Here is a 15,937-nt window from a genome sequence, read left to right as displayed (position 1 = left end):
CACCCGCCGACCGGTCGCTCCGGGCCGCCTGCCCTCGGGAGGCGGCTAGGAGGCCGGTACGTCGTCGCGGGCGGCCGCCCGCTTGATCGCGGCGTCCCGTCTGCGCACGTACCAGATGCCGATGAGTCCGAGGCCCCCGCCCGCCAGGCAGGTCCACACCCACCAGGCGTGGCCGCGGTCGTCGAACCAGCCGTAGAACGGCAGCTGGGCCAGGAAGAGGACGAACCAGAGGATCGTGCCGCCGACGATCGTCGGAACGACCGGGCCCTCAAGGGGCTCCGGCGCCTCGTGCTGGGGGGTCCACTTCGCCATGCGGGCAGTGTACGAGGCGGACCCGGTGAACCCGACCGCTTCCCCGGCGATCAGGTCTACGCGCGGAGATGGCAATCGGGGGACTCATATGTTCATACTGAAACCGTTTGCCTCTGTCCACTTCTGTTCGTAGGAACCCACAAATGTCCACCTCGGCCCCCGCCAAGGTCCCCGCTCCGGAGCAGCCGGGCGGCGCGCCCGCCCACGGCGCTCTCGACCGCTTCTTCAAGATCTCCGAGCGCGGCAGCACCCTGTCCCGCGAGGTCCGCGGTGGTTTCGCCACCTTCTTCGCGATGGCCTACATCATCGTGCTCAACCCGATCATCCTGGGCAGCGCGAAGGACATGTACGGCCACCAGCTCGACAACGGCCAGCTGGTCACCGCGACGGCCCTGACGGCGGCGTTCACCACGCTGCTGATGGGTGTCCTCGGCAATGTGCCGATCGCGCTGGCCGCCGGTCTCGGCGTGAACTCCGTCGTCGCCCTCCAGCTCGCCCCGCGCATGTCCTGGCCGGACGCCATGGGCATGGTCGTGCTGGCCGGCTTCGTGGTCATGCTGCTGGTGGCGACGGGCCTGCGCGAGCGCGTCATGAACGCGGTGCCCTTCGGCCTGCGCAAGGCCATCTCGATCGGTATCGGCCTGTTCATCATGCTGATCGGCCTGGTCGACTCCGGCTTCGTCTCCCGCATCCCGGACGCCGCCCACACCACGGTCCCGCTGCAGCTCGGCGGCGACGGCCACCTCAACGGCTGGCCGGTGCTGGTGTTCATCCTGGGCGCGCTGCTGACCCTCGCCCTGATCGTCCGCAAGGTGCCGGGCGCGATCCTGATCTCGATCGTCGTCATGACCGTCCTCGCGGTGATCATCGAGGCGGTCGCGAAGGTGCCGTCCTGGGGCCTGACGACGCCCACCTGGCCCGGCAACCCGGTCGCCACGCCCGACCTCGGTCTGATCGGCGAGGTGAGCCTGTTCGGCGGCTTCGGCAAGGTCGGCGTGCTGACGGGCGTCCTGTTCGTCTTCACCGTCCTGCTGTCCTGCTTCTTCGACGCCATGGGCACGATCATGGGCGTCAGCGACGAGGCCAGGCTGACCGACGCCCAGGGGCAGATGCCCGGCATCAACAAGGTGCTCTTCATCGACGGTCTGGCGGTCGCCGCGGGCGGCGCGAGCTCCTCCTCGGCCACGACCGCCTTCGTGGAGTCCACCGCCGGTGTCGGCGAGGGTGCCCGCACCGGGTTCGCGAACGTCGTGACGGGCGGCCTGTTCACCCTGGCGCTGTTCCTCACGCCCGTCGCCACGATGGTCCCGTCCCAGGCGGCCACCCCGGCCCTGCTCGCGGTCGGCTTCCTGATCCTGGCCGGCTCGGTCAAGGAGATCGACTGGGCCGACCACACGATCGCCGTCCCGGCGTTCGTGACGATGGTGATGATGCCGTTCACCTACTCGATCACCAACGGCATCGGCATGGGCTTCATCACCTTCGTGGCCATGCGTCTGGCGGCCGGCCGGGCGAAGGAGGTCCCGGCGGCGATGTACGTGGTGTCGGCGGTGTTCGCCTTCTACTACCTGATGCCGGCGCTGGGCCTCACTTAGCACTCACGTCAGGCCGTAGAACTTCTCGGTCTCCTCGACGGCGGCCTGGAACCGTTCGTCGAAGTCATCACGGATGAGCGTCCGGACGACATAGTCCTGGACGCTCATTCCTGTTTTGGCCGCATGGTCCCGGAGCCGCTCGAGCAGCTCCCCGTCCACCCGCAGGCTGAGCACGCTGGTCCCCATGCACACGAGGGTCGCCGCTCAGGGGTGGCCGATGCGTCACTTTCCGGAATCGGCTCACTCGTACGGGTGACGTCGGCGTTTGAGTGGCGAGGGTCACGGGCATCTGGCGCGTTCCGGGTGGTACTTAGCCAGAGTAATGAGTTAAGCTAATGAACATGCCGGACCTCACCCATGGCGACGACGCTGCCGCCGTGAACTCCCTGCGCTCCGCCGTGATGCGGCTCTCCCGCCGCCTCAAGCACCAGCGGGTCGACGAGTCGCTCAGCCCCACCGAGATGTCGGTGCTGGGCACCCTGTCCCTGTGCGGCCGGGCCACCCCCGGGGAACTCGCTCGCAAGGAACACGTCCAGCCGCCGTCCATGACGCGGATCGTCGCGCTGCTGGAGGCCAAGGGCCTGGTCCGGCTCGAGCCGCACCCCGAGGACCGGCGCCAGAAGGTCGTCACCCGCACCGAGCAGGCCGAGGCGATGCTCGAGGAGAGCCGCCGCAAGCGCAACGCGTTCCTGGCCGCGCTCGTCGAGGACCTCGACGAGGACGAGTGGGCCAAACTGCGCGCCGCCGCCCCCGTGCTGGAGAAGCTCGCACATCTGTAAGCCGCACCAAGGAGGCGAACGCTCTTGAGTACGGGAACCGGAACAGTTTCCGCACCCGCACCGAAGACCACCCACCACCCCCGCAGCTCCTCGATGTTCAGCTCGCTGAGGATCAGGAACTACCGCCTCTTCTTCCTCGGCCAGGCCGTCTCCAACATCGGCACCTGGATGCAGCGCATCGCCCAGGACTGGCTGGTGCTCAGCCTCACCGGCTCCGCCACCGCCGTGGGCGTCACCACCGCCCTGCAGTTCCTGCCGATGCTCCTGCTCGGCCTCTACGGCGGCGTCCTCGTCGACCGCCTGCCCAAGCGCCCCACCCTGCTGGTCACCCAGGCCGCGATGGCCCTCACCGCCCTCGCGCTCGCCGCCCTGACCATCACCGGACAGGTCCAGGTGTGGCACGTCTACGTCGCCGCCCTCGCCGTCGGCCTCGCCACGGTCGTGGACAACCCGGCCCGCCAGTCCTTCGTCACCGAGATGGTCGGCCCCGAGCAGCTGCAGAACGCCGTCAGCCTCAACTCGGCCAACTTCCAGTCGGCCCGCCTGATCGGCCCGGCCGTGGCCGGCCTGATGATCACCGGGGTCGGCACCGGCTGGGCGTTCCTCTTCAACGGCCTGTCCTTCGTCGCGCCCATCGCCGGCCTGCTGCTGATGCGGGCCCGCGAACTGCACGCCGTCGAACGCGCCCCGCGCGGCAAGGGCCAGCTCCGCGAGGGCCTGCGTTACGTCTCCGGCCGGCCCGAGCTGATCTGGCCGATCGTGCTCGTCGGGTTCGTCGGAACCTTCGCCTTCAACTTCCCCGTCTACCTCTCCGCCTTCGTCGACGACGTCTTCCACGCCGGCGCCGGCACCTACAGCCTCTTCAACACCCTTATGGCCGTCGGCTCCGTCGCGGGCGCCCTGCTCGCCGCCCGCCGCGGCACGGCCCGGCTGCGCGTGGTCAGCACCGCCGCGCTGCTGTTCGGCCTGATCGAGGTCGTCGCCGCGGGGGCGCCCACCCTGTGGATGTTCGCCGCGCTGATGATCCCGCTGGGCCTGTTCGGCATGACCATCAACGTCACCGCCAACACCAGCCTGCAGATGGCGACCGACCCGGTCATGCGCGGCCGTGTCATGTCCCTCTACATGATGGTGTTCCTCGGCGGCACCCCCATCGGCGCGCCCCTCGCCGGCTGGATCACCGACGCCTACGGCCCCCGCGCCGGCCTCGCCGCGGGCGGCGCCGTCGCGGCCCTCGCCGCCGGGGTGATCGCCGTGGTCCTCGCCCGCACCGGCGGACTGCGCCTGGCGGTGGGCTGGCACCACGGCCACCCGAGCGTGCGGTTCGTGCCGCGCGAGCGGCGGGAGGAGCTGGCCGCGGCGGCCTGATGGCAGGGTGGGGCGTATGAGACTCTTCGCCGCCGTGCTGCCACCGGACGAGGTGGTCGCCGAACTGGCCGCCGAGGTGGACGCGCTGAGACGCCTCCCCGGCGCGGACCGGCTCCGCTGGACCGGCCGCCCCGGCTGGCACTTCACCCTCGCCTTCTACGGTGAGGTCGACGACAGCGTCGTCCCCGATCTGTCGGCCCGCCTGGAGCGCGCCGCACACCGCACGGCCCCCTTCCCGCTGGCGTTGCGCGGAGGGGGCCATTTCGGCCACGGCCGCGCCCTGTGGGCAGGGGCCGACGGTGACCTGGAGTCCCTGCGGCTGCTGGCCGACCGCAGCGAGGCCGCCGGCCGCAGGGCCGGCCTCGACATGGGCGAGCACCGCCGCTACAAGGCCCACCTCACGGTGGCCCGCAGCCGCGACGCGGTGGACGTGGGGCCGTACGTCGACGCCCTCGCCGGGTTCGCCGGCCGCACCTGGACCGTGTCCGAGCTGGTCCTGGTCCGCAGCAACCTGCCCGCCTCCGGCGTACCGGGCGAGCAGCCCCGCTACGAGGCGGTCGCCCGCCGGCCACTGGGCGCGGCCGGTTAGGCTCGTCCCGTGGACCCGAAGACCCGGAACCGGATCATGGCCGGTGCGCTCGTGCTGATGTTCGTGCTGGTGGCGGTGGCGGCGGCGCTGGGGAGATAGCCCCAGGCCGCCGCCGCGCCGCCGTGCCCTACCAGGCGAAGGCCTCGGGGGAGGGCCCCGGTCCGGGGAAGATGTCCTCCAGCCCGGCGAGGAGCTCCGGCGACAGCTCCAGCTCGATCGCCCGCAGCGCCGACTCCAGCTGCTCCGCCGTACGCGGCCCCACGATCGGCCCGGTCACACCCGGCCGGGTCAGCAGCCACGCCAGCGCGACCTCGCCGGGCTCCAGCCCGTGCTTGTCGAGCAGCTCCTCGTACGACTGCACCCTGGTGCGCACGGCGGCGTCCTTGAGCGCGTCGGCGGTACGCCCGCTGGAGCGCCGTCCGCCCTCGACCTCCTTGCGGATCACCCCGCCGAGGAGACCGCCGTGCAGCGGGGACCAGGGGATGACGCCCAGCCCGTAGTCCTGCGCGGCCGGGATGACCTCCATCTCGGCGCGGCGCTCGTAGAGGTTGTACAGACACTGCTCACTGACGAGTCCGTACGACCCGCGCCGGGCGGCGGCCTCGTTGGCCTGGGCGATCTTGTAGCCGGGGAAGTTGCTGGATCCGGCGTACAGGATCTTGCCCTGGGCGACGAGCGTGTCGACGGCCTGCCAGATCTCCTCGAACGGGGTGTCCCGGTCGATGTGGTGGAACTGGTAGAGGTCGATGTGGTCGGTCCGCAGGCGCTTCAGCGAGGCGTCGACCGCCCGCCGGATGTTGAGGGCCGACAGCTTGTCGTGGTTCGGCCAGGGCTCGCCGTCCGTGCCCATGTTGCCGTACACCTTTGTGGCGAGCACGACCTTGTCGCGGTTGGCCGCGCTCTTGGCGAACCAGCTGCCGATGATCGACTCGGTGCGGCCCTTGTTCTCGCCCCAGCCGTACACATTGGCCGTGTCGAAGAAGTTGATCCCCGCGTCCAGCGCCGCGTCCATGATCGCGTGGCTGTCCGCCTCGTCCGTCTGCGGTCCGAAGTTCATCGTGCCGAGGACCAGTCGGCTGACCTTGAGTCCGGTGCGTCCGAGCTGCGTGTACTTCATGGTCTCCAAGCCAACGGCTTGGAGTGCGCTCTATGCAAGGAGCCCGCGGCCTTCAGTCGCGGGGGAACTCGTCCGTCTTGAGGGTCAGGCCGACGACTGTGCCGGTGAGGTCCACCTCGTGGCCGAAAGCGACCCTGGTCTCGACGGTGTACGCGTCGCCCTTGGGCTGGGTGTGGATGTGGCAGCGCCCCTGGTACGGGTCAGCGATCAGGTAGACCGGCACCTCGGCCAGGGCGTAGGCGGTCTTCTTGGGGCCGTAGTCATTGGCGGCGGTGCCCTTCGAGATCACCTCGGCGACGAACTCGACATCCTCGTAGCGCCAGAGACCGCCTGCCGTTCTGACCGCACCCTCGGCGATGACCGTCACGTCGGTGGCGAAACCGTTGAGATGCCCGGGGTAGTCGATGCGTACGTCCGACTTCACGCGCTTGCGGGGGTACTTGGTCCGCAGCTGTTCGACGATGTCCAGGATGATGTCCCAGTGGGTGTCCCGCTGCGGCGACATGTATACGGTCCCCTCGACGATCTCGACCTTGTATCCCTCGGGGACGGGCATCTGCTCAAGCCGCTCGAACATCTCGTCGAGTGTGCTCGTGTTGTCGCTCTCGGCCATCTCGATCCTGTCTTCGACGACGGTCATCGTGGCGCTCCTCCCCGGCCAGACTCACCACAAGCCCAGCCGCGCAGTACAACGATACGCACGGTCACCAGGTCACGTACGGACCTCGTACTCCGCTCCCCAGCCCCATCCCCGCCACATCGCGTCCGCGAAGGCCGCCGCCAGCTTGTGCTCGCCGGAGGCGTTCGGGTGGGTGCCGTCGTAGGTGTCCCTGTGGAAGTCGTACGAGTCGGGGACCGAGGCCAGCAGCAGCGGTGAGGCCGGCTCGTCGAGGTCGGTCACCGCCTTGGCGAGGTGGTCGTTGAAGAGGCTCACCTGGGCGGCGAAGTCCGGGTCGGCCTCCGCGCGGACGTTCCGGATCACCGGGAGCAGCACCATGCGGACGCGGGGGTTGGCCGAGCGGGCCGCCGCGACGAACGCCCGGACGTTGTCCGCGGTCTGCTCGGCGTTCGTGTAGAAGCCCAGGTCGATCAGGCCCAGCGAGACCAGCAGCACGTCCGCGCGGCACGCCCGCACGCTGTCCGCGATCAGCGGGACCATGTGCTGCCAGCCCTCGCCCCAGCCGGCCAGGTGGGCGCGGGGGAAGTCGGGGTCGGCGTAGTCGTAGGACGTCGGCTCCTGCGCGGCCTGGTCGTACAGCGTCTCGCGCGGGCCGACGAGGGCGAACGGGCCGTCGTGGGTGTCGCGCAGGTGCTGCCACAGCCGGTAACGCCATGTGTGTTCGCCGGCGCTGCCGATCGTCATGGAGTCACCTACGGGCATGAACCTGAGCATCCGCTCATGATGAACGATCCGGGTGGCCGGTGGGGTCACGGGGCGCTGTGAGGACCGCCACGACGATCATCACCGGTGCCTCCTCGGGTCCGCGCCCCGGGATGGCAGTCTTGGGGCATGCGCCGACGCCTTGCCGCCCTCCTCCCCGCTGCCGCCTGCCTGTTGTCGGGGCTCGCCGTGCCGTCGAACGCGTACGCCGCCGACGGCGACGAGAGCTTCACCATCAAGGACCCGCGCATCACCGAGTCCAGCGGTCTCGCCGCGTCCCGGCAGCACCCCGGCGTCTACTGGACGCACAACGACCAGGACGAGGGCGCCTACCTCTACGCCGTCGACAGCCGGACCGGGGAGACCGTCGCCACGGTCACCATGACCGGCGTGGGCGACCCGCGTGACGTCGAGGCCATCGCCGTGGGGCCCGACGACCAGCTCTACGTCGGCGACATCGGCGACAACGACGGCGTCGTCTGGGACCACGTCTGGGTCTACCGGCTGCCCGAGCCGGCCGAGCTGAAGGACCAGAGCGTGCGCGCCACGCAGTACGTCGTGAAGTACTCCGACGGCCCCCGCGACGCCGAGTCCCTCCTCGTGCACCCGAGGACCGGGCGCGTCTACATCATCGACAAGAGCGAGGACGGCGGCCATCTCTACTCCGGGCCCGCCGAGTTGTCGGCCACCGGCACCAACGTCTTCTCGCCCGGCCCGCCCATCGACCTGTGGGCCACCGACGCCGCGTTCTCCCCGGACGGCGAGCAGTTCGTGGTGCGCGGCTACATGGGCGGCATCGCGTACGACTGGAACGGCGGGAAGCCCCGGCGCCTGGACCGCGTCAACGTCCCGCTGGGACAGGGCGAGTCGGTCTCCTACTCCGCCGACGGCACCAAGCTGATGCTCGGCATGGAGGGCGCCGAGAGCCCGGTCGAGGCGCAGGACGCGCCCGGCGGCGACGCCAAGTCGCCCTCGGCCAAGGGCGGTTCGGGCGCCTCCGGGGACGACGGCGACTCCGGGCTGCGCATCGAGTACGTCGTCGTCGCCGGCATCTGCGTCGGCCTCTTCGGCATCGCCCGGCGCAGGCGGCGCTCCTAGGCCTCCCGCCCGGCCCTCTGCCTCGCGCCCCGTTCCGTACCGCCGGACACTGGGAGCAGGGGCCCGGAACCTGGAGGCAGCCATGATCGGACTACGCCGCGAGGACGTCCCCGTCGCCATGGCGGAGGAAGACGGCCTGGAAGTGCGCATGGCGGAGATGGGCGACATGATGGTCGGCTTCCTCCGCTTCCCCGAGGGAGCGGATCTCAGCTCGGCACTCAAGGGGCTGCCCGACGACCTGTGCCAGTGCCCGCACTACGGCTATGTGCTCAGCGGCCGGATCAAGATGCGCACGAAGGACGGCGACCACGTCTACGAGGCCGGCCAGGCCTACTACTGGGCCCCCGGGCACGCCCCCGAGCCGCTGGAGGACAGCGAGCTGGTGGAGTTCTCGCCGTCCGAGGAGTTCCAAGAGGTGGTCGAGCACATCAGCAAGTCGGCCGAGGGCTGAGACGCGTACGGCCCCGGAGGCTGTCCCTCCGGGGCCGTACGGCGGAGCCGGCCGCAGACCTGGTCGCCTACAGCTGCTCGATCACGTAGTCGACGCACTTGGTCAGCGCCTCGATGTCCGCCGGGTCGATCGCCGGGAACATCGCGACGCGCAGCTGGTTGCGGCCGAGCTTGCGGTAGGGCTCGGTGTCCACGATGCCGTTGGCGCGCAGCACCTTGGCGACCGCGGCCGCGTCCACGTCGTCGCTGAAGTCGATCGTGCCGATGACGGCCGAGCGCTTGGCCGGGTCGGTGACGAACGGGTTCGCGTACTTCACGTCCTCCGCCCAGCCGTACAGCGTGCGCGCGGAGGTGGCCGTGCGGCGGACCGCCCAGTCCAGGCCGCCCTGGCCGTTGATCCACTCCAGCTGCTGGTTCAGCAGGAAGAGGGTGGCGAGGGCCGGGGTGTTGTACGTCTGGTTCTTGCGGGAGTTGTCGATCGCCGTCGGCAGGCTGAAGAACTCCGGGATGTGCCGGCCGGAGGCGTGGATCCGCTCGGCACGCTCGATCGCGGCCGGGGAGAACACGCCGATCCACAGGCCGCCGTCGGAGGCGAAGGACTTCTGCGGGGCGAAGTAGTACACGTCGGTCTCGGCGATGTCGACCGGCAGGCCGCCCGCGCCGGAGGTCGCGTCGACCAGGACCAGGGACCCGGCGTCGGCGCCCTCGACCCGCTTGATCGGCATGGCGACACCGGTCGAGGTCTCGTTGTGCGTGAAGGCGTAGACGTCCACGCCCCCCTCGGCCTGCGGCTCGGGGTGCGTGCCCGGGTCGGAGGCGACGACGGTCGGCTCGGCGAGCCACGGCGCGAGCTTGGCGGCCTTGGCGAACTTCGAGCTGAACTCGCCGAAGTTCAGGTGCTGCGACTTGTTCTCGATCAGGCCGTGCGTCGCGACGTCCCAGAACGCGGTGGAGCCGCCGTTGCCGAGGATCACCTCGTAGCCCTCGGGGAGCTGGAACAGCTCGGAGATGCCCTCGCGCACCTGGCCGACCAGGTTCTTGACCGGGGCCTGGCGGTGGGAGGTGCCGAGCAGGGACGTACCGGTGGCGGCCAGGGCGTCCAGCGCCTCCACCCGCACCTTGGAGGGGCCCGCGCCGAATCGACCGTCGGCGGGCTTGATGTCAGCAGGAATCTGGATCTCAGCCACGGGGCGAGCCTAGCCGCTGGGGGAAACGCGGTCGAAACGCCGTCCGTCCGGTGAGACGGCGTGTTCGCTCCCGTGGGCACGGTCTTTGCTTTCCTGGACACATGAGCGATCTCGAGTCCGAACTGCGCGCGGCCGTCCGGGGCGAGGTGGGCTTCGACGTCACCGCCCGCGCCCTGACGACCATGGACGCCTCCAACTACCGGCGCGTCCCGCTCGGGGTCGTCGCCCCGCGCGACGCGGACGACGTGGCGGCCGTGCTGGCGGTGTGCCGGGAGCACGGCGTGCCGGTCGTGCCGCGCGGCGGCGGTACGTCGATCGCGGGCCAGGCGACCGGCACGGGCGTGGTCCTGGACTTCACCCGGCACATGAACCGGCTGCTCTCCCTCGACCCCGAGGCCCGCACCGCCGTCGTCCAGCCCGGTCTGGTCCTCGACCGCCTCCAGGAGGCCGCCGCCCCGCACGGCCTGCGCTTCGGCCCCGACCCCTCCACCCACAGCCGCTGCACCCTCGGCGGGATGATCGGCAACAACTCCTGCGGCTCCCACTCGGTCGCCTGGGGCACCACCGCCGACAGCGTCCGCGAGCTGGACGTCCTCACCGCGCGCGGGGAGCGGCTGCGGCTCGGGCAGGGCTGGGCCGGGGCGCCGGGCGGGCTGCGGGAGCTGGTGGAGGGGCAGCTGGCCCGGCTGCGCACCGGCTTCCCCGACCTGCCCCGCCGTATCTCCGGCTACGCGCTGGACGCGCTGCTGCCCGAGAGGGGCGCGGACGTGGCCCGGTCCTTCTGCGGCTCGGAAGGCACGCTGGGCGTCCTCACCGAAGCGGTCGTCACGCTCGTCGAGGCGCCACGCGCGCGTGCCGTCGCCGTCCTCGGGTACGCCGACGAGAGCGCGGCGGCGGAGGCGGCGGCGGGCCTGCTGGCATGGGGGTCCCCCCGCTCGAGCGAAGCCGAGAGTGGGGGAGGGCCGCTGACCGTGGAGGGCATGGCGGCCGACCTGGTGCCGGCCGGCACGGCCGGGCTGCCGCGGGGCGGGGCCTGGCTGTTCGTGGAGACGGGCGGGGAGACGGCGGGCGAGGCACACGCGCGTGCGGAGGCGGTCGTACGGGCCGCCGACGCCGTGGACGCGCGGATCGTCGCCGACCCGGCCGGGCAGCGCGCCCTGTGGCGCATCCGTGAGGACGCGGCCGGCACCGCGACCCGTATGCCCGACGGCACCGAGGCCTGGCCCGGCTGGGAGGACTGCGCGGTCCCGCCCGCCCGGCTCGGGGCCTACCTGCGCGACTTCCGCGCCCTGCTCGCCTCCCACGGCCTGCGCGGCACCCCGTACGGCCACTTCGGCGACGGCTGCATCCACGTCCGCATCGACTTCGACCTGCTGACCGGGCCGGGCGTGGCCCGCTTCCGCCGCTTCTCCGAGGAACTCGCGCACCTCGTCGTCGCCCACGGCGGGTCCCTCTCCGGCGAACACGGCGACGGCCAGGCGCGCGCGGAGCTGCTGCCCGTGATGTACGGGGCGGAGACGGTCGCGCTCTTCGGACGCGCGAAGGCGCTCTGGGACCCCGACGACCTCCTCAACCCCGGCATCCTGGTCCGCCCGGCCCCCCTGGACGCCGGCCTGCGGTTCGCGGTCCTGCCGCGCGAGCCGGTGGACGTGGCCTTCGGCTACCGGTCCGACGGCGGCGACTTCTCCGCCGCCGTCCGCCGCTGCGTGGGCGTCGCGAAGTGCCGTACGACGACACCGGCCGGCCCCTCGGTGATGTGCCCGTCCTTCCGGGCGACGGGGGAGGAGGAGCACTCCACGCGCGGGCGTGCCCGTCTGCTGCACGAGATGCTCGCCGGGGAGCTGGTGACGGACGGCTGGCGCTCGACCGAGGTACGGGACGCCCTCGACCTGTGCCTGTCCTGCAAGGGATGCCGCTCGGACTGCCCGGTCGGCGTCGACATGGCCACCTACAAGGCGGAGTTCCTGCACCACCACTACGCGGGCCGCCGCCGCCCGGCCGCGCACTACGCGATGGGGTGGCTGCCGGTGTGGCTGCGCCTGGCGGCCCGGACGCGCGCGGCGGCACCGCTCAACGCGCTGGCGGGGGTACGGCCCCTCGCCCGGCTCGCCCGGCGCCTCGGCGGCCTCGCGGCCGAGCGGGAGTTCCCGAAGCTGGCGCGCGAGCCGTTCAGCCGCTGGTGGCGGCGCAGGCAACCCGCCGCGGGCTCCGGTGAGCTGGTGGTGCTGTGGCCGGACACCTTCACCGAGCATCTGTCGCCGTCGGTGGGGCGGGCGGCGGTGCGGGTGCTGGAGGCGGCCGGGCTGCGGGTGGCGCTGCCGCCGACGCTGCTCCCGCGCGGGCCGCGGCTCGCGGACGGACGCACCCGGTCCGCGTTCGCGCTGGCGGGAGTCCGCGAGGGCCGGGTGTGCTGCGGGCTGACGTACGTCTCCACCGGGCAGCTCGACCGGGCGCGCACGGTCCTGCGGCGCACACTGGACCTCATGGAACCGGTGCTGGAGACCGGGGCCCCGGTCGTCGTGCTGGAGCCGAGCTGCGCCGCGGCCCTGCGCACGGACCTGACCGAGCTGCTGCCGGACGACCCGCGCGCGGCGCGCCTCGCGGCCAGGGTGCTGACCTTCGCCGAGGCCCTGGAACGCCACGCCCCCGACTGGCGGCCGCCCCGCCTGGACCGCCCGGCCGTCGGCCAGACCCACTGTCATCAGCACGCGGTCCTGGGCGACGGGGCGGAGCGCCGGCTGCGCGCGGCGGCGGGCCTGGAGGGCGACCTGTCCGGCGGCTGCTGCGGCCTGGCGGGGAACTTCGGCTTCGAACCGGGCCACCACGACGTGTCGGTGGCCTGCGCGGAGGAGCAGCTGCTTCCGGCCGTGCGCTCCGCCCCGGCGGACGCGGTGGTGCTGGCCGACGGCTTCTCCTGCCGGACACAGCTGGAGCAGCTGGCCGGGGTGCGGGGCCGGCATCTCGCGGAGGTCCTGGCCGAGGAACTGACCGGAAGGGAGTACGGAGAGTCATGGGCGTGAGAGCTGTACACGCCTGACCCGAGTCCATTACTGTGGACTCGCAAGTGCATCGTAATGAACATGATCCTCTTCGCGCACAGTCTCAGGAAGCCCCCGTGAGCACTTCGAGCACCACCTCCACGCCCACCACGGCATCCGCGCCGGTCGCCCCGGCGGGAACCGGCGGGCGACGAGCCGGCTCCCTGGGGCCGGTCGGACTGGTGCTGGCCGGCGGCATCTCGGTGCAGTTCGGCGGGGCGCTCGCCGTGACGCTGATGCCGCGCGCGGGCGCGCTCGGCGTGGTCACGCTGCGGCTGCTGGTCGCCGCGATCGTGCTGCTGCTCGTCTGCCGCCCCCGCGTGCGGGGCCACTCCCGCGCCGACTGGGGCACGGTCGTCGTCTTCGGCCTCACCATGGGCGCGATGAACGGCCTGTTCTACGCCTCCGTCGACCGCATCCCGCTCGGCGCGGCCGTCACCCTGGAGGTCCTCGGCCCGCTCGCCCTGTCGGTGATCGCCTCCCGGCGCCTGGTGAACCTCGTCTGGGCCGGGCTCGCCCTCGGGGGAGTGTTCCTCCTCGGCGGCGGGGGCTTCAGCGGGCTCGACCCGGTGGGTGCGGCCCTCGCCCTGGGAGCGGGCGCGATGTGGGCCGCCTACATCGTCTTCAGCGCCCGCACCGGCCGCCGCTTCCCCCAGGCCGACGGCCTCGCCCTGGCCATGGCCGTTGCGGCACTGCTCTTCCTGCCGCTGGGCATCGCGGAGTCCGGCGCGAAGCTGACCGACCCGGTGACGATCGGCCTGGGCGCGGGCGTGGCGATCCTCTCCTCGGTCCTGCCCTACACCCTGGAGCTGCTGGCGCTGAGACGCCTGCCCGCCTCCACCTTCGCGGTCCTGATGAGTCTCGAACCGGCCATCGCCGCGACAGCCGGCTTCCTCATCCTGGACCAGACCCTCACGGCCACGCAGTCCGCCGCGATCGCCCTGGTCATCGGGGCGAGCATGGGCGCTGTGCGGACGCAGGTGGGGCGGGGGAGAGCACCCTCCGAGCCGCCCGCCGGAGTATGAGGTCCTGCGCAGACGCGTGGGGGTTCGGCGGCTCTGCCGGTGAGTACCTGTACTCATGTCCGGGCGCGGCCCCTGGTCCATCGTGGAGATCACCAACGGACCGACCCGAGGAACAACCGATGCCGACTGCGTCCCACCCCCGCCGCGTCCCGCGCCTGCGCCGACTCCTCGTGCTGGCATCGGGCAACTGGCTCGCCCGGGGCTACCTGGCGGTGGTCGCCGTCTCCATCGCGGCCATGTTCCTCTTCCCGGACAGCGTCTTCGCCGGGAGTCCGCTGCTGCTGACGGCGCCCCTGTCCTTCCTGGGCATGTTCCTCCCCCTCGACCCCGGCGCCGAGATCGACGGCGCGGCCGACGTGACGGCGCTCGCGGTCTTCGCCGTATGGCTCCTGCTGTGCGCCCTCGTCAACGCCGCCCTACTCGGCGCCCTCGCCACGAGTGCCGCGACCGACCCGTCGGCCGCCGCGCGTGCACCCCTGCCGCCCCGCGCGGGCACCCGCCCGAAGGGGGTTCGGGCCTTGCTGGCGCCCGCGGTGGACAACTGGCTCGCGCGTGGATACCTCGCCGTGGTCGCGGCGGCGCTGGGATTCTTCCTGTACGCCGAACTCGTGCTGCGGGACCCCGGCTTCGCCGCGATCTGGCCGCTCATCACGACGGCGCCGTGCAGCCTTCTCGCCATGGCGGTGTCGACACCCGTCGCGTACTACTCCGAGACCACCTGGCTGAGCCCGCTGGTCTTCTCCCTCGGGGTGGCCCTGTCCGGGCTGGTCAACGCCGTGCTGCTCGGCCTGCTCGCCCGCACCCTGCGAACGCGGGAACCGCACCCGGCCGCCTGACGCCCGCCTCAGAGCGACAGCGACTCCACGAAGCGGGTCCAGGTGGAGGCGGGGAACAGCAGGACGGGGCCGTCCGGGTCCTTGGAGTCCCGGACGGCGAGGTGGGGCCGGAGATCGGCGACCTCTACGCAGTCCCCGCCGGTGTCACCGCTGTAGGACGACTTGCGCCAGGTGGCGGTGCCGAGGGGGGTGCACTCGACGCACTGGCCTCCGGTGTCTCCGCTGTAGGAGGACTTACGCCATATCGTGCCCGTCAGGTCCTGGTCGGTTCCCATAACGTTCCTCCATCACACGGGCGATCAACGCGGACGAGTCCCTCGTGGAGAGGGCCGCGGCCTGCAAATGATCGTAACGGGCCGAACCCTCCTTGAGGGCTTCTGGATTGGCCGTCATGTGCCCTTGGACGAAGTCCTCGGTGTAGACGATGTCGGGATCGCTTCGGAAGCGCAGGAGGTTGAACGAACCCATCAACCCCGTATGCGCGCCGGTCTCGAATGGCAGCACCTGAATGTCCAGCCACCTGCGCTCCTGCATGGTCAACAGGTGCGCCAGTTGTTCGCGCATGACCTCCTGGCCGCCGACCTCCTGGTGCAACGCGGCTTCACTCAGCACCACCCACGTCACGGGCGGATCGTCCCTGTCCAGAAGACGCTGACGATCGAGCCGCGCGGCCACCTTGGCGTCGAGGTCGCGATCCTCGCGAACGCCGAGCAGCGCACGCGCGTATGCCTCCGTCTGGAGAAGCCCGTAGACCACCTGCGCCTGAAAGGTGGAGATGTACGCCGCCTTCGCCTCCATCTCCGCATACGGCTGGAACCAGCTCGGCAACTGACTCCGCAGCACCAGCCCCACCAGCCGCGAGAACAACCCGTCCGTCCCCAGCGCCGCGTCCACCCGCTCCGAGAACTCCCGGGTCGGCACCTTCATCGTCGTCTCGATCTGCCCGATCAGGGACCCCGTGCAGAAGACGATCGAGCCGAGCGCCTTCTGCGTGAGCCCCGCCGCCTCGCGGGCGCGGCGCAGCTCGTAGCCGTAGTAGTCCAACGGGGACGCGCTCGGGTCGAGTTCGCGGATGTGCACGACGACCACCTCCTGTCACTGACGGTAGCCATACGAGTGCGCACAGGTCCCGGAATCCGGGAAAGAAATTAATGCAAGCACG

At 71.5% G+C, this 15,937-nt stretch carries 17 protein-coding genes; 9 read left to right on the top strand and 8 right to left on the bottom strand.

What is annotated here, in order from left to right; translation table 11 throughout:
* Window positions 1-45: 45 nt before the first annotated feature.
* Window positions 46-312, bottom strand: coding sequence for a DUF2530 domain-containing protein (locus tag ACIGXJ_RS21580; protein ID WP_399647714.1), 267 nt, complete (start codon window positions 310-312; stop codon window positions 46-48).
* A gap of 143 nt (window positions 313-455) precedes the next feature.
* On the opposite strand from ACIGXJ_RS21580, the gene ACIGXJ_RS21575 reads away from it, so the two are divergent.
* A complete protein-coding gene (locus tag ACIGXJ_RS21575; protein WP_399647711.1) occupies window positions 456-1,907 on the top strand; it encodes an NCS2 family permease in 1,452 nt (483 codons plus the stop codon).
* Window positions 1,908-1,910: 3 nt separating this feature from the next.
* Here ACIGXJ_RS21575 and ACIGXJ_RS21570 read toward each other — a convergent pair whose 3' ends face one another.
* On the bottom strand, window positions 1,911-2,093 hold the full coding sequence (locus tag ACIGXJ_RS21570; protein WP_399647710.1) for a ribbon-helix-helix protein, CopG family: 183 nt from the start codon (window positions 2,091-2,093) through the stop codon (window positions 1,911-1,913).
* Between the two features lie 155 nt (window positions 2,094-2,248).
* Here ACIGXJ_RS21570 and ACIGXJ_RS21565 point away from each other — a divergent pair, with 155 nt between their 5' ends.
* Genes ACIGXJ_RS21565 through thpR form a run of 3 tightly spaced genes read left to right on the top strand, consistent with a single transcriptional unit; the run spans window position 2,249 to window position 4,643 of the window.
* Complete coding sequence (locus tag ACIGXJ_RS21565) at window positions 2,249-2,686, top strand: MarR family winged helix-turn-helix transcriptional regulator (RefSeq protein WP_386377691.1); 438 nt, start codon at window positions 2,249-2,251, stop codon at window positions 2,684-2,686.
* A gap of 24 nt (window positions 2,687-2,710) precedes the next feature.
* Window positions 2,711-4,054 (top strand): MFS transporter, encoded by a 1,344-nt coding sequence (locus tag ACIGXJ_RS21560; protein WP_399647706.1) that lies wholly within the window; start codon window positions 2,711-2,713, stop codon window positions 4,052-4,054.
* A 16-nt stretch (window positions 4,055-4,070) separates the two neighbouring features.
* Complete coding sequence (gene thpR, locus ACIGXJ_RS21555) at window positions 4,071-4,643, top strand: RNA 2',3'-cyclic phosphodiesterase (protein ID WP_399647704.1); 573 nt, start codon at window positions 4,071-4,073, stop codon at window positions 4,641-4,643.
* Window positions 4,644-4,770: 127 nt separating this feature from the next.
* Here thpR and ACIGXJ_RS21550 read toward each other — a convergent pair whose 3' ends face one another.
* The 3 genes from ACIGXJ_RS21550 to ACIGXJ_RS21540 all read right to left on the bottom strand — a co-directional run bounded on the left by ACIGXJ_RS21550 (window position 4,771) and on the right by ACIGXJ_RS21540 (window position 7,153).
* Complete coding sequence (locus ACIGXJ_RS21550; protein WP_399647702.1) at window positions 4,771-5,760, bottom strand: aldo/keto reductase; 990 nt, start codon at window positions 5,758-5,760, stop codon at window positions 4,771-4,773.
* 52 nt (window positions 5,761-5,812) lie between these two features.
* Window positions 5,813-6,400 (bottom strand): Uma2 family endonuclease, encoded by a 588-nt coding sequence (locus ACIGXJ_RS21545; RefSeq protein ID WP_399647699.1) that lies wholly within the window; start codon window positions 6,398-6,400, stop codon window positions 5,813-5,815.
* A gap of 72 nt (window positions 6,401-6,472) precedes the next feature.
* Window positions 6,473-7,153: a GDSL-type esterase/lipase family protein gene (locus tag ACIGXJ_RS21540; RefSeq protein ID WP_399647696.1), complete on the bottom strand. Its 681-nt coding sequence runs from the start codon at window positions 7,151-7,153 to the stop codon at window positions 6,473-6,475.
* 117 nt (window positions 7,154-7,270) lie between these two features.
* On the opposite strand from ACIGXJ_RS21540, the gene ACIGXJ_RS21535 reads away from it, so the two are divergent.
* Together ACIGXJ_RS21535 and ACIGXJ_RS21530 are read left to right on the top strand one after the other, a co-directional pair.
* Window positions 7,271-8,239, top strand: coding sequence for a WD40 repeat domain-containing protein (locus ACIGXJ_RS21535; RefSeq protein ID WP_399647693.1), 969 nt, complete (start codon window positions 7,271-7,273; stop codon window positions 8,237-8,239).
* Between the two features lie 82 nt (window positions 8,240-8,321).
* Window positions 8,322-8,690: a hypothetical protein gene (locus ACIGXJ_RS21530; protein WP_399647691.1), complete on the top strand. Its 369-nt coding sequence runs from the start codon at window positions 8,322-8,324 to the stop codon at window positions 8,688-8,690.
* A 67-nt stretch (window positions 8,691-8,757) separates the two neighbouring features.
* On the opposite strand, the gene serC is transcribed toward ACIGXJ_RS21530, so the two are convergent.
* Window positions 8,758-9,876, bottom strand: a complete 1,119-nt coding sequence (serC, locus tag ACIGXJ_RS21525; RefSeq protein ID WP_399647689.1) for a phosphoserine transaminase — start codon at window positions 9,874-9,876, stop codon at window positions 8,758-8,760.
* A 101-nt stretch (window positions 9,877-9,977) separates the two neighbouring features.
* Here serC and ACIGXJ_RS21520 point away from each other — a divergent pair, with 101 nt between their 5' ends.
* The 3 genes from ACIGXJ_RS21520 (at window position 9,978) to ACIGXJ_RS21510 (ending at window position 14,775) form a co-directional block, all read left to right on the top strand.
* Window positions 9,978-12,896 (top strand): FAD-binding and (Fe-S)-binding domain-containing protein, encoded by a 2,919-nt coding sequence (locus ACIGXJ_RS21520; protein WP_399647686.1) that lies wholly within the window; start codon window positions 9,978-9,980, stop codon window positions 12,894-12,896.
* Between the two features lie 95 nt (window positions 12,897-12,991).
* Window positions 12,992-13,939, top strand: a complete 948-nt coding sequence (locus tag ACIGXJ_RS21515; RefSeq protein WP_399647684.1) for an EamA family transporter — start codon at window positions 12,992-12,994, stop codon at window positions 13,937-13,939.
* Window positions 13,940-14,058: 119 nt separating this feature from the next.
* Window positions 14,059-14,775 carry an SCO4225 family membrane protein gene (locus ACIGXJ_RS21510; protein ID WP_399647682.1) on the top strand — a complete coding sequence of 239 codons (717 nt, stop codon included), beginning with the start codon at window positions 14,059-14,061 and terminating at the stop codon, window positions 14,773-14,775.
* Between the two features lie 8 nt (window positions 14,776-14,783).
* Here the strand turns inward: ACIGXJ_RS21510 and ACIGXJ_RS21505 are convergent, their stop codons facing one another.
* The gene (locus ACIGXJ_RS21505; protein WP_399647680.1) at window positions 14,784-15,050 is read right to left on the bottom strand and encodes a DUF397 domain-containing protein; all 267 of its coding nucleotides are present in this window, start codon (window positions 15,048-15,050) and stop codon (window positions 14,784-14,786) included.
* Complete coding sequence (locus ACIGXJ_RS21500; RefSeq protein ID WP_399647678.1) at window positions 15,010-15,855, bottom strand: Scr1 family TA system antitoxin-like transcriptional regulator; 846 nt, start codon at window positions 15,853-15,855, stop codon at window positions 15,010-15,012. The genes ACIGXJ_RS21505 and ACIGXJ_RS21500 overlap by 41 nt, the downstream gene beginning before the upstream one ends.
* Window positions 15,856-15,937 lie beyond the last annotated feature (82 nt).

This window comes from Streptomyces sp. NPDC053367, from assembly GCF_044545925.1.
Lineage (GTDB): Bacteria > Actinomycetota > Actinomycetes > Streptomycetales > Streptomycetaceae > Streptomyces.
Note: the sequence above shows the minus strand (reverse complement) of the source record. Positions and strands in the feature narration are given on the sequence as shown.

Excerpts from the sequence above, each read along its gene's own strand:
- ACIGXJ_RS21580 (WP_399647714.1), bottom strand. The coding sequence starts at position 312 with ATGGCGAAGTGGACCCCCCAGCACGAGGCGCCGGAGCCCCTTGAGGGC.
- ACIGXJ_RS21575 (WP_399647711.1), top strand. The coding sequence starts at position 456 with ATGTCCACCTCGGCCCCCGCCAAGGTCCCCGCTCCGGAGCAGCCGGGC.
- ACIGXJ_RS21570 (WP_399647710.1), bottom strand. The coding sequence starts at position 2,093 with ATGGGGACCAGCGTGCTCAGCCTGCGGGTGGACGGGGAGCTGCTCGAG.
- ACIGXJ_RS21565 (WP_386377691.1), top strand. The coding sequence starts at position 2,249 with ATGCCGGACCTCACCCATGGCGACGACGCTGCCGCCGTGAACTCCCTG.
- thpR (WP_399647704.1), top strand. The coding sequence starts at position 4,071 with ATGAGACTCTTCGCCGCCGTGCTGCCACCGGACGAGGTGGTCGCCGAA.
- ACIGXJ_RS21550 (WP_399647702.1), bottom strand. The coding sequence starts at position 5,760 with ATGAAGTACACGCAGCTCGGACGCACCGGACTCAAGGTCAGCCGACTG.
- ACIGXJ_RS21545 (WP_399647699.1), bottom strand. The coding sequence starts at position 6,400 with ATGACCGTCGTCGAAGACAGGATCGAGATGGCCGAGAGCGACAACACG.
- ACIGXJ_RS21540 (WP_399647696.1), bottom strand. The coding sequence starts at position 7,153 with ATGCTCAGGTTCATGCCCGTAGGTGACTCCATGACGATCGGCAGCGCC.
- ACIGXJ_RS21535 (WP_399647693.1), top strand. The coding sequence starts at position 7,271 with ATGCGCCGACGCCTTGCCGCCCTCCTCCCCGCTGCCGCCTGCCTGTTG.
- ACIGXJ_RS21530 (WP_399647691.1), top strand. The coding sequence starts at position 8,322 with ATGATCGGACTACGCCGCGAGGACGTCCCCGTCGCCATGGCGGAGGAA.
- ACIGXJ_RS21520 (WP_399647686.1), top strand. The coding sequence starts at position 9,978 with ATGAGCGATCTCGAGTCCGAACTGCGCGCGGCCGTCCGGGGCGAGGTG.
- ACIGXJ_RS21510 (WP_399647682.1), top strand. The coding sequence starts at position 14,059 with ATGCCGACTGCGTCCCACCCCCGCCGCGTCCCGCGCCTGCGCCGACTC.
- ACIGXJ_RS21505 (WP_399647680.1), bottom strand. The coding sequence starts at position 15,050 with ATGGGAACCGACCAGGACCTGACGGGCACGATATGGCGTAAGTCCTCC.